Annotated in this window: 12 protein-coding genes; 9 read left to right on the top strand and 3 right to left on the bottom strand. The window is 69.4% G+C overall.

Annotated features, from left to right (window positions below; genetic code table 11):
• Positions 1-353: 353 nt before the first annotated feature.
• On the top strand, positions 354-8,129 hold the full coding sequence (locus tag GA0070564_RS00400) for a ricin-type beta-trefoil lectin domain protein (RefSeq protein ID WP_091601038.1): 7,776 nt from the start codon (positions 354-356) through the stop codon (positions 8,127-8,129).
• 2 nt (positions 8,130-8,131) lie between these two features.
• The gene (locus GA0070564_RS00395) at positions 8,132-8,581 is read left to right on the top strand and encodes an SMI1/KNR4 family protein (protein WP_091601036.1); all 450 of its coding nucleotides are present in this window, start codon (positions 8,132-8,134) and stop codon (positions 8,579-8,581) included.
• Positions 8,582-8,680: 99 nt separating this feature from the next.
• Here GA0070564_RS00395 and GA0070564_RS00390 read toward each other — a convergent pair whose 3' ends face one another.
• Both GA0070564_RS00390 and GA0070564_RS00385 read right to left on the bottom strand, forming a co-directional pair.
• Positions 8,681-8,947: a hypothetical protein gene (locus GA0070564_RS00390; protein ID WP_091601034.1), complete on the bottom strand. Its 267-nt coding sequence runs from the start codon at positions 8,945-8,947 to the stop codon at positions 8,681-8,683.
• Positions 8,944-9,195 (bottom strand): hypothetical protein, encoded by a 252-nt coding sequence (locus GA0070564_RS00385; RefSeq protein WP_141714674.1) that lies wholly within the window; start codon positions 9,193-9,195, stop codon positions 8,944-8,946. Before GA0070564_RS00385 ends, GA0070564_RS00390 begins: the two co-directional genes overlap by 4 nt.
• A gap of 153 nt (positions 9,196-9,348) precedes the next feature.
• Between GA0070564_RS00385 and GA0070564_RS00380 the strand changes: the two genes are divergently transcribed.
• Both GA0070564_RS00380 and GA0070564_RS00375 read left to right on the top strand, forming a co-directional pair.
• The gene (locus tag GA0070564_RS00380; RefSeq protein WP_141714673.1) at positions 9,349-10,155 is read left to right on the top strand and encodes a helix-turn-helix domain-containing protein; all 807 of its coding nucleotides are present in this window, start codon (positions 9,349-9,351) and stop codon (positions 10,153-10,155) included.
• Entirely contained in the window at positions 10,146-10,352 is a 207-nt protein-coding gene (locus GA0070564_RS00375; RefSeq protein WP_091601028.1) for a DUF397 domain-containing protein, read from the top strand. The genes GA0070564_RS00380 and GA0070564_RS00375 overlap by 10 nt, the downstream gene beginning before the upstream one ends.
• A gap of 441 nt (positions 10,353-10,793) precedes the next feature.
• On the opposite strand, the gene map is transcribed toward GA0070564_RS00375, so the two are convergent.
• Positions 10,794-11,564, bottom strand: coding sequence for a type I methionyl aminopeptidase (gene map / locus GA0070564_RS00365; protein ID WP_091601024.1), 771 nt, complete (start codon positions 11,562-11,564; stop codon positions 10,794-10,796).
• A gap of 64 nt (positions 11,565-11,628) precedes the next feature.
• Here map and GA0070564_RS00360 point away from each other — a divergent pair, with 64 nt between their 5' ends.
• From GA0070564_RS00360 to ispG, 5 genes are read left to right on the top strand one after another with little or no spacing between them, the layout of a single operon-like run.
• Positions 11,629-11,919: a helix-turn-helix domain-containing protein gene (locus GA0070564_RS00360; protein ID WP_091601022.1), complete on the top strand. Its 291-nt coding sequence runs from the start codon at positions 11,629-11,631 to the stop codon at positions 11,917-11,919.
• A gap of 5 nt (positions 11,920-11,924) precedes the next feature.
• Positions 11,925-12,563, top strand: a complete 639-nt coding sequence (locus tag GA0070564_RS00355) for a Uma2 family endonuclease (RefSeq protein ID WP_141714672.1) — start codon at positions 11,925-11,927, stop codon at positions 12,561-12,563.
• Between the two features lie 43 nt (positions 12,564-12,606).
• Positions 12,607-13,818 (top strand): 1-deoxy-D-xylulose-5-phosphate reductoisomerase, encoded by a 1,212-nt coding sequence (gene dxr / locus GA0070564_RS00350; protein WP_091601019.1) that lies wholly within the window; start codon positions 12,607-12,609, stop codon positions 13,816-13,818.
• Positions 13,818-15,068 carry a M50 family metallopeptidase gene (locus GA0070564_RS00345; protein WP_091601018.1) on the top strand — a complete coding sequence of 417 codons (1,251 nt, stop codon included), beginning with the start codon at positions 13,818-13,820 and terminating at the stop codon, positions 15,066-15,068. Before dxr ends, GA0070564_RS00345 begins: the two co-directional genes overlap by 1 nt.
• Positions 15,069-15,077: 9 nt before the next feature.
• Positions 15,078-16,250: a flavodoxin-dependent (E)-4-hydroxy-3-methylbut-2-enyl-diphosphate synthase gene (gene ispG, locus GA0070564_RS00340; protein WP_088970304.1), complete on the top strand. Its 1,173-nt coding sequence runs from the start codon at positions 15,078-15,080 to the stop codon at positions 16,248-16,250.
• Positions 16,251-16,460: the final 210 nt, after the last annotated feature.

The raw sequence follows: 16,460 nt of genomic DNA, 5'->3' as shown, positions 1-16,460 counted from the left end.
ACGACCGGGCCGGTCGGCTACCCCGTGAACGTTATGAATTTGTGATCATCCTTTAAGGAGTTACACGGCTGGTGCTCAGATTCCGGGATTCTGTCTGGATTTGCGGACCGTCCATAAGCGACATGCCGGGATTGGAGTGGGATCGCGGCTCTTGTTGATCTTCGCCGTCTTGTCGACCTAAACCATTTGTGACCGGCATCACTTGTTGCCCAGGTCAACAGCCTCTACCGGCCTTGAGCGCAGGCGCGTACTGACGCACAGTGCTCACGCACGTGCCGCACCTGGCGCATGCCTCTTCGCGGGTTTTCCGCGCCTTCTCTTTCGTTCTTGCGCCTGGGTGGGAGTCGACGCGTATGCGTGCTATCGGTTTGCTGTCTCGGCGGTGGCAAGGCCGCCGGACCCCGACGGGCCCCGGTCAACCCCGGTGGCGTCGGGCCCGGACGGCCACCATGCTGGCCCTGTCCACGACGCTGGTCGCCACGATGCTGCCCGCGCAGGCGTGGGCGGTCCCCGGCGCCGGCATGGCGCGCGAGGAGACCAACCTCGACCTGCCCGACATCCCGCAGAGCGAACTCGTCAGCGAGGACGACTCCGCCGAGAAGAACCTGACCACGGCGGACGAGGTCCCGGTGGAGCCGTACGCTCCGACGGCCGTCACCCCGTGGCAGCAGGACTCCGGCGTGGTGGACCTGACCGGCGTGGCCGCCGGCGACACCGTGCCGGTCGACGACCTGCCGGTCGCGCTCGGCGTGCCGGCCGGCGCCGACCCAGCGACGCTCGCCGGCACCTGGACCGTCGACCTGGCCGCCCCCACCGCGTCCCAGGACGCCGGCGTCTCCGGCCTGATCATGAAGATCACGCCGCCGGCCACCGCCGACCCGGCCGCCCAGGTCGCGCTCAGCGTCGACTCCACCCCCTTCGTCGACCTGTACGGCCCGCAGGCCGCCGACCGGTTCGGCGCCGTGCTGCTGCCCAGCTGCGTCTACGACAGCCCGGACACCGGCGAATGCGCCCCGGACACCACCACGACGACCACCGCGCCGGTGCAGACGCTCTCCAGCGACGTCGAGCTGGTCCCCGCCGCCACCGCCGGCTTCCGCATCGCCGCCGCCGGTGAGCCGACCACCCGCCGGGTGATCACCACCAGCGTGCCGGTGGCCCCGCTGCTCTCCGCCGGGGCCGGCGCCCGGTCGCTCGCCGCCGCCTCCGAGCCGAACGTCGTCGGCGTGCTGGACACCGGCGCCTCGGCCTCCGGCGACTACACCGCCACCCCGCTGCTCTCCTCGGGGTCCTGGGCTGCCGGCGCCTCCTCCGGCGCGTTCACCTACTCGTACCAGGTGCAGGTGCCGGAGACCGCCGGCGGCCTGATGCCGAAGGTGGCGCTGGGCTACTCCTCGCAGTCCGCCGACGGGCGCACCTCCGCCACCAACAACCAGGCCTCCTGGATCGGTGACGGCTGGGACTACAACGCCGGTGAGATCACCCGCAGCTACGCCAACTGCCGCCAGGACTCCAAGAAGACCGGCTCGAACAACAAGGACCACCGCACCGCCGACCTGTGCTGGGGTTCGCAGAACGCCACCCTGTCGCTGGGCGGCATGACCACCGAGCTGGTCTGGGACGAGGCCAAGGGCGCCTGGTTCACCGCCAACGGTGACGGCTCCAAGGTGGAGCGCCGCAAGGACACCAGCAAGGGCAACGGCGACGCCGACGGCGAGTACTGGGTGATCACCACCCGGGACGGCACGAAGTACCACTTCGGCCTCAACCGCCTGCCGGGCTGGTCGGACAACGGCACCGCCGCCGACGACCCGGAGACCAACTCCGTGCTCACCGTGCCGGTCTACGGCAACCACCTCAGCGACGGTGACCCGGCCGAGACCTGCTACAAGTCCGGCGGCGCCGACGCCTGGAAGGCCTCCGTCTGCACCCAGGCCTGGCGCTGGGGCCTCGACTACGTCGAGGACGTCCACGGCAACGCCATGAGCCTGTGGTGGGGCAAGGAGAAGAACTACTACGCGCGTGACTTCAACTTCAAGGCGCCGGTGGAGTACGACCGCGGTGGCTACCTGACCCGGATCGACTACGGCCAGCGCAAGGACACCCTCTTCTCGGCGGAGGCGCCGGCCCGCGTCCGCTTCGTCACCGCCGAGCGCTGCTTCACCGAGGGCACCCTCACCTGCACCGAGGAGAACTTCACCGCGAAGGATCCGGGCAAGTACCGGATCTGGTACGACACCCCGGCCGACCTGCGCTGCGGTCCCGGCAGCAACACGGTGAAGTGCTGGAACGCGGGCCCGTCCTTCTTCACCCGCAAGCGGCTCGACATGATCAGCACGTCCGCCCAGCGGCGGACCGACACCACCGCCCGCCAGGTGGTCGACGAGTACCAGCTCAAGCAGTCCTTCCCGGTGCTGCGGACCGGCCCGAACACCGCGCTCTGGCTGGAGTCGGTCACCCGCACCGGCTACGGCCGCAACGGCACCACGGACGCGAAGGTCACCCTCAACCCGGTGCGCTTCGAGCCCAACGCCGAGGACATGCCCAACCGGGTCAAGGACGACAACCGGCCCGGCTTCTCCCGGCTGCGCATCGCCCGCGTCATCAACGAGTACGGCGGCGAGACCGCCATCACCTACAAGGCGCCCGTCGGTGACTGCGCCACCGGCGTCGGCCTGCCCACCAAGGCCGACACCGCCGAGCTGAAGTCCAACACCCGGCTCTGCTACCCCTCCTTCTGGCACCCGGACCCCGAGGCCGAGCAGATCGACTGGTTCCACAAGTACGTCGTGGACACCGTCGAGGAGCTCCCCGCCCTCGACGGCTCGCGTGGCACCGTGACGCACTACGCCTACGCCACCCCCGGCTGGAAGCTCGCCGAGCAGGAGTTCACCAAGAAGTCCACCCGCACCTGGTCGCAGTTCGCCGGCTTCGCGCAGACCACCGTCATCACCGGCGAGGACGACCCGGCCATCGGCAGCAAGCGGACCAAGGCCGTCACCCGGTACTTCCGCGGCATGGGCGACACCGTTCCGGTCAACGACATCGCCGGCGTCGAGATCGCCAAGGACCGGGAGCCGTTCGCCGGCCGGGTCGCCGAGGAGCTGACCTACAGCGAGGCCAGCGACGCCGACACGAACTGGCTCACCCGCAGCGTCACCTACCCGGCGGCGCAGCTGCTGGCCAGCCGCACCCGCGACGACGGGCTGAGCCCGCTGGAGGCGTGGCGGGTCACCGAGCCGCGCACGGTGTCGTGGACGAAGTCCTCGGGCACCGGGGACGACACCCGCACCGTGCGGGCCGTCGAGACGAAGACGACGTTCGAGTCGACGTACGGGCTGCCGACGTACGTGGAGTCGCTGGGCGACACCGGCAAGACCGGCGACGAGTCCTGCACGTTCAACGAGTACGTGCACCGGACCGACAAGAACATCATCGGCCTGACCTCGCAGGTGCGGACCAGCCCGACGACCTGCGCCGCCGCGACCTTCGACAACCTGACGACGCTCAGCTCGGCGGGTCGGGTCGGCTACGACAGTCAGCCCTACGGCACCGCCCTCGGCGCCACCACCCGGGGTCTCGCCACCGAGACCTGGTCGCTGAAGGGCGACGGCTCGGGGTTCCAGACCGACGGGACCACGGGCTTCGACGCGGTCGGCCGGGTCACCTCGATGACGGACCCGGACAACAAGACCTCCACGATCACCTATACCCCGGCCATCGGCCAAACGTTCACGGTCACCGAGCAGAACTCGCTCGGCCACCAGCAGGTCCAGGAGCTGGAACCGGGCCGGGGGACCGCGGTCAAGACCACCGACGCCAACAACCGGGTCAGCGAGGGCAGGTACGACCCGCTGGGCCGCCTCGTCGAGGCCTGGGGCGCGGGTCGTACCCCGTCGGCCACCGCAGTGCCGGACTTCAAGGCGGAGTACGCCACTCCGGTCGGCAAGCCGCCGTACGTCACCACCTTCAGCCGTGGGCACGACAACCGGATCCAGACCTCGGTCACCCTCTATGACGGCCTGGGCCGGGAGCGGCAGAGCCAGGAGGAGGCCACCGGCGGCGGCCGGCTGATCACCGACACGCTCTACAACAGCTCCGGCGAGGTGTGGCAGACCAACAACGCCTACTTCACCCAGGGTGGTCCGGTCGGCACCCTGTTCACGCCGCTGGCCGACACCGCTGTTCCCAACGCCACCCGCTACACCTACGACGGCCTCGGTCGGGTCACCCAGGAGATGCCCGTCCTGCGGGGCGTCGACCAGCCCTCGCGGGCCACCAGCTACACCTATGGCGCCGACCACTCCTCGGTGATCAACCCGGCGGGGGCTTCGTCCTACCGGATGTACAGCGACGCTCTGGGCCGGACCGACCGGCTGGACACCTTCACCAAGGATGACCGCAGCGAGTTCACCACCATGCGTTATCGATACGATGCGCGCGGTGACATGGTGCAGGCCACCCACTCTGTCGATCCGACCCACCCGTGGACGTGGACCTACGACCAGCGTGGCCGACTGGAGACCGCCACCGACCCGGACAGCGGGACCACCCGGCTCACCTACGACCAGCGTGACCGGCAGCTGACGACCACCAACGCGCGCGGTGTCACCGTCTGGAACGGCTACGACCAACTGTCCCGCCCGGTCCAGCAGCGTCTGGGCGGCAGCACCGGGGCGGTGCTCTCCGAGTACACCTACGATACTGCCGCGGGCGGCAAGGGCCTTCCCGCCACCGCTACCCGCTACACCGACGGCCTCGCGTACACGCAGACGATCGGTGGGTACACCACCGACTACCAGCCGACGTCGACCACGCTCACGCTGCCGCAGTCCATCGCCGACACGTGGGGTCTGCGGACCTCCTACACCTACGACTACACGTACACGGACACCGGCCTCACTGAGTCGGTCGGCCTGCCGTCGGTCGGCAGCCTTCCCTCCGAGAAGCTCCTGGTCCGCTACACCAAGGACGGCCTGCCGCTCTCGGTCTCCGGCAAGGACTGGTACGGCGCGGAGACGGTCTACTCCCCGTACGGGCAGGTGCTGCGATCGACCCTCGGCGCCCAGCCGTACCGGGTGTGGACGATGGCGACCTACGACGACGCGAGTGGCGCCCTCACCGACCAGCAGGTCTACCGGGAGCAGACCGGCGACAAGTCGCTCGTCGGCGCCAACCTGGTCTCGCACCGTTCCTACTGGTACGACAACGCCGGCAACGTCACCTCGATCCGTGAGCGTTCGCTCGGCATCGAGGAACGGCAGTGCTTCCGCTACGACACGCTCGGCCAGATCAAGACCGCCTGGACGGCGAAGGATCAGGCATCGTGTCTCGCGGATCCGGCCGCCACCACGGTGACGGGCGGCACCGACGACGCCGGCTATTGGCAGGAGTACGAGTACGACCTGCTCGGTAACCGCAAGAAGCTGGTGGAGAAGGACCTCAGCGGCAACACCGCCAAGGACGCCACCACCACCTACGACTACGGCAAGGCCGACGGCAGCCAGCCGCGCACCCTGACGAAGGTGACGAAGAACTACGTCACCCCGGCGGGGGCGGCGGTCACCGCGGCGGCGGAACGGCTGTACGAGCTGACCGGCGAGACGAAGTCCGTCACGTCGGTGCAGAACGGCGACCAGCAGACGCTCTCCTGGACCTACGACGGTCAGGTCGAGCGCATCGTCGGCCAGGGCGGCAAGGGGAAGACGGCATACGTCGGCCTGGGTAACAAGTGCATCGACCTCAGCGCCGGCATGGCGGTGGCGAGCCAGCCCATCCAGCTGTACTCCTGCAACGGCACGATCGCGCAGAAGTGGAACTTCGCCCCGGCGCCGAACCAGGCCAACGCCAACCTGGGCACCCTGTCGATCGCCGACAACTGGTGTGTCCAGCCGGCGGCGAACACGGCCGGTTCGGCCTTCCGGATCCAGAAGTGTGACGGATCGACCGGCCAGCGCCTGGAGCGCAGCTCAACCGGTCAGCTCAAGCACACCGACTCGGGGCTGTGCCTCGCGGTCAAGGACGCCAGCACCGCCAGCGGCACTCCGCTGGTGCTGGCGGCCTGCGACAGCGCCGCTGCCGCACAGCAGTGGGAGGCGCAGAACGAGACCCGTCACATCTACGGGCCCGACGGCAACCGTCTGCTGACCGTCCAGGGCCGGCAGGCCACGCTGAACCTGGCTGAGTCCCAGGTGGTGGTGCAGAAGGGCGGGACGCTGGTCAACACCCAGCGGACCTACGCCGCTCCTGGCGGCTCGGTGCTGCGCTATTCGCACGGCACCAGCGCGTCGGCCCTGGTCGCCATCGCCAGCGACCACCAGGGAAGCCCCTACGCGGAGATCGGTCTCTACGGCAGCATGCCGGTCCGGATTCGCAAGCAGGACCCGTTCGGCAACCAGCGGGGCGCGGACAAGTTGGCGAGCAACATGCAGACCAACGCCGGCTTCCTCGGCGCCAACCGCGATGATGCCTCCGGCTACACCCCGCTCGGTGCGCGCCTGTACGACCCCGTGGTCGGGCGATTCATCTCCGCCGACCCGGTGCTGGACCTGACGGACCCAGTGCAGTCCAACGGGTACGCCTACGCCCACAACAACCCGGTGACGCTGTCGGACCCGTCGGGTCTGTCGGTGTCGCTGAACGCCTCGGAGATGGCGTCGGCGCTGGCCGGTGCGGGGCTGTCGGCCGCGCAGGTTGCCCAGGCGCAGTCCACCATGGGCCGATCGCTGACGTCGGTGATCCTGGAGACCGCCTGGTCGATGCTGAAGGACTTCATCGGCATCACCGACGCGATCAATTGCTTCGGCGGTGACATGTGGTCCTGCGGCAGCCTGATCATCCAAGCGATTCCGTGGGCCAAGCTCGGCAAGATCCCGGCCGTGATCAAGGCCGTCAATCGAACGATCGACGCGATCCAGGCGTTCTTCCGGGCGAAGAAGGCGGCGGAGGCCATCCTGGCGGCCGCTCGTGCTGCTGAGGCGGCGGCGCTCACGGCCAAGAAGCTGGCCATCGAGCGGGCGAAGAAGGCCGCGCAGGCCGCCGCGAAGAAGGCGGCTGAAAAGGCCAAGAGGACCAGCGACAGGGTCGTCAACCAGACGAAGAAGACGGGCAACCCGGTCCACAAGCAGGCTCAAGCCAAGGCCAACCCGAGGGGTTCCTCCGCGGCGTCGGCTGGCGGTAAATCCGGTGGCGGTAAATCCGGTGCTGGAAAGTCGGGCGGCTCTTCGGGCAGTTCCTCCCGCGGCAAGGGTGGCTCCAGTGGCGGCGGCAACTCTGGCAAGGCCGACGCTGGCGGTGGTGACTGCAAGACCAACAGTTTCGTCCCCGGCACCAAGGTCCTCATGGCTGACGGCTCGGCCAAGCCGATTGAGGATGTGAAGCCGGGCGACCAGGTCGTGGTCACCGATCCAGACACGGGTCGCACCAAGGTGGAGACGGTTGCTGCCACGATCAAGGGCGATGGTGTCAAGCGCCTGGTGAAGATCACCATCGACACCGATGGCAAGCGTGGCTCAGCGACGGCAGAGGTCACCGCCACCGACGGTCACCCTTTCTGGGTACCGGAGCTGGGTGAGTGGCTCGACGCCAAGAACCTCAAGTCTGGTCAGCTTCTTCGGACCAGCGCCGGCACCTACGTTCAGATCACGGCGATCGAACGGTGGAACGCGCCGCGGGCCACCGTCCACAACCTCACCGTGGCGAACACCCACACGTACTATGTGCTCGCTGGCGCAACACCGCTGTTGGTCCACAACTGCAACCTCAAGGAGATCGCGGCAGACCATCGCCAGAATGCCAACGGTGGAGTGGGTGTCGGGCGTAAGAAGAACATCGCGGTCGCAGAGGTGCAGATCGAAGGTGCCGAGTCCAGCATCATGAAGGCGACCAGTGGTGAGCATGTGAATCCCGGCGAGGTCGGCATGCCGTCGACGCGGCAATTCAATCCGGGAAGTCGGCCGTTCGACTCGGAGACTCACATCTTCGAGACGCTCGCCGCAAAGCTCAGTCCTGGAGCCAAGGGTAGGATCGACCTGTACTCCGAACTAAAAGTGTGCCCAAGCTGCGAAGGCGTAATCGACCAGTTCAAGCAGAAATTCCCCGGTATTGAGATCGGCATCACGTGGGGATAGCTATGCTTAGTATCGAAGAGGTTGCTAGACGAATCCGTGAGGTCGACGAAAACGCTGTCGAAGGCCTCAGCCTGGCCGAGGTCCGCCAGGTGAGCGATTCCTGGGGTGTCGACCGTCTGCCGGACGCCTATGTCGAATTTCTCGTGCAGATGGGCGTTCGTGGGGGGAGACTCTTGCAGGGCACGGAGGCCTTCTTCCCGGAGATCCTTGAATTGCCGAGAGACGCGGAGGAGTTCTTCCAGGAGGACGAGGGAGGGATGCCCCTTCCTCGGGGGGCTCAGGTCTTCGCGATGCATCAGGGGTATCAGGTGTATTGGCTGAGTGACTTGCTTGTACCTGATCCTGAGGTGGTCTTGTACATGGAGAGAAGGTCCGAGCCGATGGAGGTGTGGCCGTCGTTCACTCACTTCATCAACGCTGAGTTCCAGCTCAGCTACCCAACGGGCGAGTGATGTTCGGGGGGAGTTCCTGACAAGGCCGAACGACAGACGAGATAGCGGAGCCCCGTCAGTCCGTGACGGGGCTCCGCCCGCGTCCCTTGAGTAGCAGGTTCAAAGGCGCCACGGGCGGGTCCAGCCGACGAATCGGGCGAAGAACTCTGCCGGGTCCACCTCGTCCGGCCGCAGCCGCAACCGGTCCGCCACCGCCTCGTGCAGCAGCCCGCACAGATACACCGCCAACCCCACCCGGTCCCCGGCGTACTCCGCCCGCAGCCCCAGCTTCGCCGGCTGGCACGGCCACGGCGCGCCGCACGCCCGGCACAGCCAGACCGGCCGCGCGGCGACGTGCCGCCGCAGCTCGGCCCGGGACACGCTCACCGCGGCTCACCCGCCGCGCCCCGCCGCAGGGCCGCCACCCGCACCAGCGCGCTGCGGGTACGCCCACCGGCCGCCTCGGTCCCGTCGCGCCGCAGTTCCACGCCGATCAACTCCACCCGCTCGATCCGGGGATGGTCCAGCCCGACCGGCTCCTCGGTGAGCCGCAGCCGCAGCGACCCGGTGCCGTAGCAGTAGTCCGCCTCGGCAACGGTCACCACCTGCCCGAGATGCGGAAAACGGTGGTCCATCGGCTTGCTCCCCTCGCCGCGCCTGGTCACACTCTGCTGTGGACCTGACTACGGTCGGAAGGTGCCGCGAGCCCTCATTGCCGCCTGTGCCGGTGGGGTGCGGGCCCGTGGCAGGACTGTGGTGACCGGCGGGTGAGCTGTGGTGGAGGTGTGATGGGCGGCGGGGCTATGTCGACGCTGGAGTTCCTGGGCGCGGAGCTGCGCCGGGCGCGGAAGGAGGTCGGGCTCAGCCAGGAGGAACTGGCCCAGCGGATCAGCTACTCCTCGTCGCTGGTGGGGATGGTGGAGATCGGCCACCGCACCCCGTCGCAGGACTTCATCGCCCGCGCCGACGCCGCCCTGGCCGCCGGTGGCCTCTTCGAGCGACTGCTCGCCCTGGTCCGCGCCGACGCTGCGCCACCCTGGTTCAGGGAGTGGATCAGCGTGGAACGGGAGGCCACCCTGATCCGCTGGTTCGAGCCGTCGCTGGTCCCCGGCCTGTTGCAGACCGAGGCGTACGCCCTGGCGGTGCTGCGCGGCGGCCGGATGCTGCGGGAGACCGAGGTGGAGCAGCGGATCACCTCGCGGATGGAGCGCCAGGCGGTGTTGCGCCGGGAAACACCGCCGGAGTTCGTGGCGGTGATCGACGAGGCGGTGCTACGGCGGGCGGTGGGGGAGCCGGCGTTGATGGTGGAGCAGTTCGAGCATCTGCTCCGACTTACCGAGCAGCCGCACGTCACGCTGCACGTGGTCCCCGCCGACGCCGGCATGCACGCCGGCCTGGCCGGCGCGTTCATCCTGGCCCGCACCCCCGAGGGCGGCGAGGTGGCCCACCTGGATACACCGTTGAGAGCGCACGTCACGGACCGGCCGGACGACGTTGATAGCCTTCAACACAGGTGGGAGAGCCTGCGGGGCGAGGCGTTGCCCCGCCGGGCCTCCCGGGAGCTGATCCGGGAGTTGGCGAAGTCATGGACCTGACCGGCGCGGTCTGGCGCAAGTCCACCCGCAGCGACAACGGCGGTGCCACCTGCGTCGAGGTGGCCACCAACCTGCCCGGCGTGGTCGGCGTACGCGACAGCAAGGACCGCCGCGGCCCGGTGCTCGCCTTCCCGCCCGCCGCCTGGAGGGCCTTCGCCCACGCCGCCGCTACCGGCCGCCTCGCCGGACCCCACTGACCCGGAACCACCGGCCGCCTCTGTTATGGACACCGAGTCTGAGTGGCCGACGTCCGGGCATGTGCCGGCGGCTGAGTTGGCGCGGCGGCAGGGCGCCGGACCGGTCGACTCGGTTGGCGACCTGAGCTGCCCACATCTCATCGAGTCGGACGAGGAACTCGATGAGTCCTTGGCCGATCTGTATTCGTCCAGGCGCTCGGATGCCGCGTGAGCCTTGTCGTCCTGGAGACCGACATGGCGTCCCCGATTCTCCCTGGCCGGCTTGTGACCAGACCGACCGGCCTCGTCAGGGCTGCGGATCGCCAGCCAGCGGCGTCCCCGGCCGCCGAGTCCGCAGGATGTGGCCGGTCTTGGACACTTTCCGTTCGCCGCGAACGGAAAGTGTCCAAGATTCGGAGTCGACCGCCGCATCGGTTAGCGCGGGCGGCCCGACCGAGGCGGTTACGCGGGCAGGGTGAGGATCTCGGCTCCGTCGTCGGTGATGGCGATGGTGTGTTCGCTGTGCGCCGTACGGCAGCCGGTCACGCTGCGCAGCGTCCAGCCGTCGGCGTCGGTGACCAGTTCGGCGGTGTCCGCCATCACCCACGGCTCCAGGGCCAGCAGCAGGCCGGGGCGCAACCGGAAGCCGCGGCCCGGCCGACCCGTGTTCGACACGTGCGGGTCCTGGTGCATCGTCGAGCCGACGCCGTGCCCGCCGAACTCGGTGTTCACCGAATAGCCCGCTTCGCGCAGGACCGTGCCGATGGCGTGGGAGATGTCGCCGACCGGCACGCCGGGACCGGCCGTGGCGATGCCGGCGCGCAGGGCGCGCTGCGTCGCGTCGATCAACGCGACGCTCTCCGGCGGCTGCGTGTCGCCCACGATGAAGCTGATGGCCGAGTCGGCGACGACTCCGCCCAGGTTGACGGCGAGGTCGAGGGAGAGCAGGTCACCGTCGGCGAGCTGGTAGTCGTGCGGCAGGCCGTGCAGGACGGCGTCGTTGACCGAGGTGCAGATGTAGTGGCCGAACGGCCCGCGCCCGAAGGACGGCTCGTAGTCGACGTAGCAGGAGGTCGCCCCGGCCTCGGTGATCATTTCGTGGGTCCACCGGTCGATGTCGAGCAGGTTCGTGCCCACCGTGACGCGGCTCTTCAGGGTCTGGAGCATGCCGGCGACCAGGGCGCCGGTCTCCCTCGCGCGCAGCAGTTGGGTGGGGTTCAGGATCTCGATCACGCGACGCCTCACTCACGACCAATAAGTATCCCGGCCATGCTATCCCGGTACTAGAATACGGGCCATGGTCAGGTTGCCACTCACCCCCGCGGAGGTCGAACGCGGGCAGCGCCTCGGCGCCCTCCTGCGTCGCGCGCGGGGAGAGCGTTCGATGCTGCTCACCGCGCTGGACGCCGGCGTGTCGCCGGAAACCCTGCGAAAGATCGAGTCCGGTCGGGTGGCCACCCCCGCGTTCCCCACCATCGCCGCGATCGCCGACGTCCTCGGCATCTCCCTCGACGCCGTGTGGTCGGAGATCAACCGGACCGACGACGGCGTCCGATCCGCCGGCCCGACCCAACGCCTGGCCTCGTGACGCAGATGCCGGAGCCGACCGAGCCGTCGTTCGACGTGCTGCGCTGGCGCGACGAGCCGTGGACCGCCCAGCTCGCCCTCGACCTGTTGCCGGAGACCAACGGTCCCAAGGTCGAGGTCCTGAGCGGAAGCGTGATCGTGACACCACATGCCGGATTTGACCACCAGAACGCCGAGCTCGATCTCGCCTACCTGCTCAAGCAGGCGGCCCGACGAGCCAAGCTGTGGCTCTACCACGAGGTCAACATCGTCTCGGGTGATGACTTGTTCATCCCTGACATTGCCGTTCTCCGTTCCTCCGGCGGAGGTCGGGCGGCGATGGACATCGCCGAGGCGGTGCTCCTCGGTGAGATCGTGTCGCCGGGCAACCGGCGCAAGGACGTGATCGACCGCCCCCGCCAGTACGCAGCCGCCGGTGTGCCGTTCTTCCTCCGCGTCGACCTTCGGAACCGGGTTCCGGCGATGGCGCTCTACGAGCTCCTCGAGGGGGAGTACCAGCCGGTGTCGGCGGCCGCCGCCGGCACCACCTTCGTGATGCACCAGCCCTTCGCCTTCTCCGTCGACCCGGCCGACCTGCTCGACGAGCAGGAGACCGAGAACCAGGACGAGGAGCAGGCCGAGGAGCAGGCGGACGGCGAGGGCTGAGGCTCCCAGCGGGCGCACAGCACCGCCGGGGCAGAATGACCCCGTGACATCTCCCCGAGACCTCGTGCTGCTCGGCTCGACCGGCTCGATCGGTACCCAGGCCATCGACATCGTCCGGCGCAACCCGGACCGGTTCCGGGTGGTCGCGGTCGGCGCCGGCGGCGGCAACGTGGAACTGCTCGCCGCGCAGGCCCTGGAGCTGGGCGTCGAGGCGGTCGGTGTGGCCAGGGCCTCCGCCGCCCAGGACCTCCAGCTGGCGTTCTACGCGGAGGCCAGCCGCCGCGGGTACGCCACCGGCGACTTCAAGATCCCGAAGATCGTGGCCGGCCCGGACGCGATGACCGAGCTGGCCCAGTGGCCCTGCGACATCGTGCTCAACGGGGTGGTCGGCTCGCTGGGCCTCGCTCCCACGCTGGCCGCGCTGGGTGCTGGTCGTACCCTCGCGCTGGCCAACAAGGAGTCGCTGGTGGCCGGCGGCCCCCTGGTCAGGGCCGCGGTGACGCGGCCGGGGCAGATCGTCCCGGTCGACTCGGAGCACACCGCGTTGGCGCAGTGCCTGCGCTCCGGCTCGCACGGCGAGGTGCGGCGGCTGATCGTCACGGCCAGTGGCGGTCCCTTCCGGGGTCGGAGCCGCGACGAGTTGACCCAGGTCACCCCCGAGCAGGCGCTCGCCCACCCGACCTGGAACATGGGGAAGGTCATCACGATCAACTCCGCCACCATGGTCAACAAGGCCCTTGAGGTGATCGAGGCGCACGAGCTGTTCGACGTGCCCTACGCCGACATCACCGTGATGGTCCACCCGACGTCGGTGATCCACTCGATGGTCGAGTTCGTCGACGGTTCCACCATCGCCCAGGCCAGCCCGCCCGATATGCGGCTGCCGATCGCGGTGGCGCTGGGCTGGCCGGACCGGGTGCCGGACGCCGCCGCCGGCGTGGACTGGACGAAGGCGCACACCTGGGAGTTCGCCCCGCTGGACGACGCGGCGTTCCCGGCCGTGGCGCTGGCCAAGGCGGCCGGCGAGACGGGGCGCTGCCGGCCGGCGATCTACAACGCCGCCAACGAGGAGTGCGTCGCGGCGTTCGTCGCCGGGCGGCTGCCCTTCCTCGCCATCGTCGACACCCTGGAACGGGTGCTGGAGGACGCTCCCGACTTCACCGAACCAGGTACCGTCGAGGACGTGCTCGCCGCCGAGTCGTGGGCGCGCGCGCACGCGCAGGAGATCATCGCGGGTTCGGTGGAAGGAGCTTGATGGCGTACCTGCTCGGGGTGGTGCTCTTCGCCCTCGCGATCCTCATCTCGGTTAGCCTGCACGAGGCGGGGCACATGGCCACCGCCAAGGCCTTCGGGATGAAGGTCACCAAATACTTCGTCGGCTTCGGCCCGACCCTCTGGTCCACCCAGCGGGGCGAGACCGAGTACGGCGTCAAGGGCGTCCCGCTCGGCGGCTTCTGCAAGATCGTCGGGATGACGCCGCAGGACGACGACGTCGACCCGGCCGACGAGCCCCGCGCGATGTGGCGCTACCCGGTCTGGAAGCGGACGATCGTGATGTCCGCCGGCTCGATCACCCACTTCGCCCTCGCCCTGGTCGCGCTCTGGATCATGGCGGTCTCGGTGGGCCTGCCCAACCCGAAGTTCCCGTCCACCGACACCCAGGCCCGGCAGGAGCCGGCGGTGATCGCGCTGGCCCCGTGCGTGGTGCCCGAGGCGACCGCGCGGGAGTGCACGGCGAGCGACCCGGCCAGCCCGGCCGCCCAGGCGAAGCTGCGCGACGGCGACCGGATCACCTCGCTAAACGGCAAGCCGGTCGCCAACTACGGCGACCTGCTCACCGCGCTGCGGGCCGTCAAGCCCGGCGACCGCGCCGAGATCGGGTACGTCCGCGACGGCCAGCCCGGCACCACCAGCACCGTGCTGGCGCAGACCCAGCGCCCGCCGCTGGACGACCCGAAGGGCACCGTCGGGCCGGTCGCCGCGCTCGGCGTCGGCCCGCGGTTCAGCACCCCCGCCCGGGTCGAGTACGGGCCGGTCGGGGCGTTCGGCGCCACCGCCGACTACACCGGCCAGATGGCGGTCGGCACGTACGAGGCGATGAAGCGCATCCCGCAGAAGGTGCCCGCCCTGTGGACCGCCATCACCGGCGGCGAGCGGGACGTCGACACCCCGATCAGCGTGGTCGGCGCCAGCCGGCTCGGCGGCGAGGCGGTGGAGAACAACGCCTGGTACCTCTTCTTCATGTTGTTCGTGTCGCTGAACTTCTTCATCGGCGTGTTCAACCTGCTGCCCCTGCTGCCGCTCGACGGCGGCCACATCGCCATCGCCTGGTTCGAGCGGGCCCGCTCCTGGCTCTATGCGAAGATCGGCCGCCGCGACCCCGGCCGCGTCGACTACCTGAAGCTCATGCCCCTCACGTACGCGGTGATCCTGATCGGTGGCGCGTTCACGCTGCTGACCATCACCGCGGACGTCATCAACCCGATCACGCTCTTCTCAAGGTGAGTGCCTGAAGTGACCTCGATCAGTCTCGGTATGCCGGCCGTACCGCCCCCGCCGCTGGCCCCGCGCCGCGCCAGCCGCCAGATCATGGTCGGCTCGGTGCCGGTCGGTGGCGGAGCGCCCGTCTCGGTGCAGTCGATGACCACCACCCTCACCTCCGACGTCAACGCCACCCTCCAGCAGATCGCCGAGCTGACCGCCTCCGGCTGCCAGATCGTCCGGGTCGCCGTCCCGTCGCAGGACGACGTGGAGGCGCTGCCCGCGATCGCCCGCAAGTCGCAGATCCCGGTGATCGCCGACATCCACTTCCAGCCCAAGTACGTCTTCGCCGCGATCGACGCCGGCTGCGCGGCCGTCCGGGTCAACCCGGGCAACATCCGCCAGTTCGACGACAAGGTCAAGGAGATCGCCAAGGCGGCCGGCGACGCGGGCGTGCCGATCCGGATCGGCGTCAACGCCGGCTCGCTGGACAAGCGGCTGCTCGCCAAGTACGGCAAGGCCACCGCCGAGGCGCTGGTCGAGTCGGCGCTGTGGGAGTGCTCGCTCTTCGAGGAGCACGGCTTCCGGGACATCAAGATCTCGGTCAAGCACAACGACCCGGTGGTGATGATCCGGGCGTACCGGCAGCTGGCCGCGCAGTGCGACTACCCGCTGCACCTGGGCGTCACCGAGGCCGGCCCGGCCTTCCAGGGCACCATCAAGTCGGCGGTCGCCTTCGGCGCGCTGCTCGCCGAGGGGATCGGCGACACCATCCGGGTGTCGCTGTCGGCCCCGCCGGTCGAGGAGATCAAGGTCGGCAACCAGATCCTCGAGTCGCTGGGCCTGCGCGAGCGCGGCCTGGAGATCGTCTCCTGCCCGTCCTGCGGCCGGGCCCAGGTCGACGTCTACAAGCTCGCCGAGGAGGTCACCGCCGGCCTGGAGGGGCTGCCGGTGCCGCTGCGCGTGGCCGTCATGGGCTGCGTGGTGAACGGCCCCGGTGAGGCCCGCGAGGCCGACCTGGGTGTCGCCTCCGGCAACGGCAAGGGGCAGATCTTCGTCAAGGGCCAGGTCATCAAGACCGTGCCCGAGGGGCAGATCGTGGAGACGCTGATCGAGGAGGCGCTGCGGCTGGCCGACGAGATGGGCGCGGAGATCCCCGAGGAGCTGCGCGACCTCGTCCCCGGCGCCACCGTCACCGTGCACTGACGCTCACGTCCGAAAAGGGCGGCCTTCCCGGTGGGAGGCCGCCCTTTCGCGTACGCGGCCACCGGCCCGGGTGCTTTCGAGCTGATGACGCGGACGACTCACGTCGCGCGCCCGGCCTGATCCGTCCACGTCATCAGCTCGAAAGGGCGCGCGGGGGATGTGCTGCCGTCCGACGGCCGGGGCCAGCCGGGCGCGTTCCCGGACCGCCCG

This window comes from Micromonospora mirobrigensis (assembly GCF_900091555.1).
In the GTDB taxonomy this organism is placed as follows: domain Bacteria; phylum Actinomycetota; class Actinomycetes; order Mycobacteriales; family Micromonosporaceae; genus Micromonospora; species Micromonospora mirobrigensis.
Note: the sequence above shows the minus strand (reverse complement) of the source record. Positions and strands in the feature narration are given on the sequence as shown.

Excerpts from the sequence above, each read along its gene's own strand:
- GA0070564_RS00385 (WP_141714674.1), bottom strand. The coding sequence starts at position 9,195 with ATGGACCACCGTTTTCCGCATCTCGGGCAGGTGGTGACCGTTGCCGAG.
- GA0070564_RS00380 (WP_141714673.1), top strand. The coding sequence starts at position 9,349 with ATGGGCGGCGGGGCTATGTCGACGCTGGAGTTCCTGGGCGCGGAGCTG.
- GA0070564_RS00355 (WP_141714672.1), top strand. The coding sequence starts at position 11,925 with ATGCCGGAGCCGACCGAGCCGTCGTTCGACGTGCTGCGCTGGCGCGAC.
- GA0070564_RS00375 (WP_091601028.1), top strand. The coding sequence starts at position 10,146 with ATGGACCTGACCGGCGCGGTCTGGCGCAAGTCCACCCGCAGCGACAAC.
- GA0070564_RS00360 (WP_091601022.1), top strand. The coding sequence starts at position 11,629 with ATGGTCAGGTTGCCACTCACCCCCGCGGAGGTCGAACGCGGGCAGCGC.
- GA0070564_RS00345 (WP_091601018.1), top strand. The coding sequence starts at position 13,818 with ATGGCGTACCTGCTCGGGGTGGTGCTCTTCGCCCTCGCGATCCTCATC.
- GA0070564_RS00395 (WP_091601036.1), top strand. The coding sequence starts at position 8,132 with ATGCTTAGTATCGAAGAGGTTGCTAGACGAATCCGTGAGGTCGACGAA.
- GA0070564_RS00400 (WP_091601038.1), top strand. The coding sequence starts at position 354 with ATGCGTGCTATCGGTTTGCTGTCTCGGCGGTGGCAAGGCCGCCGGACC.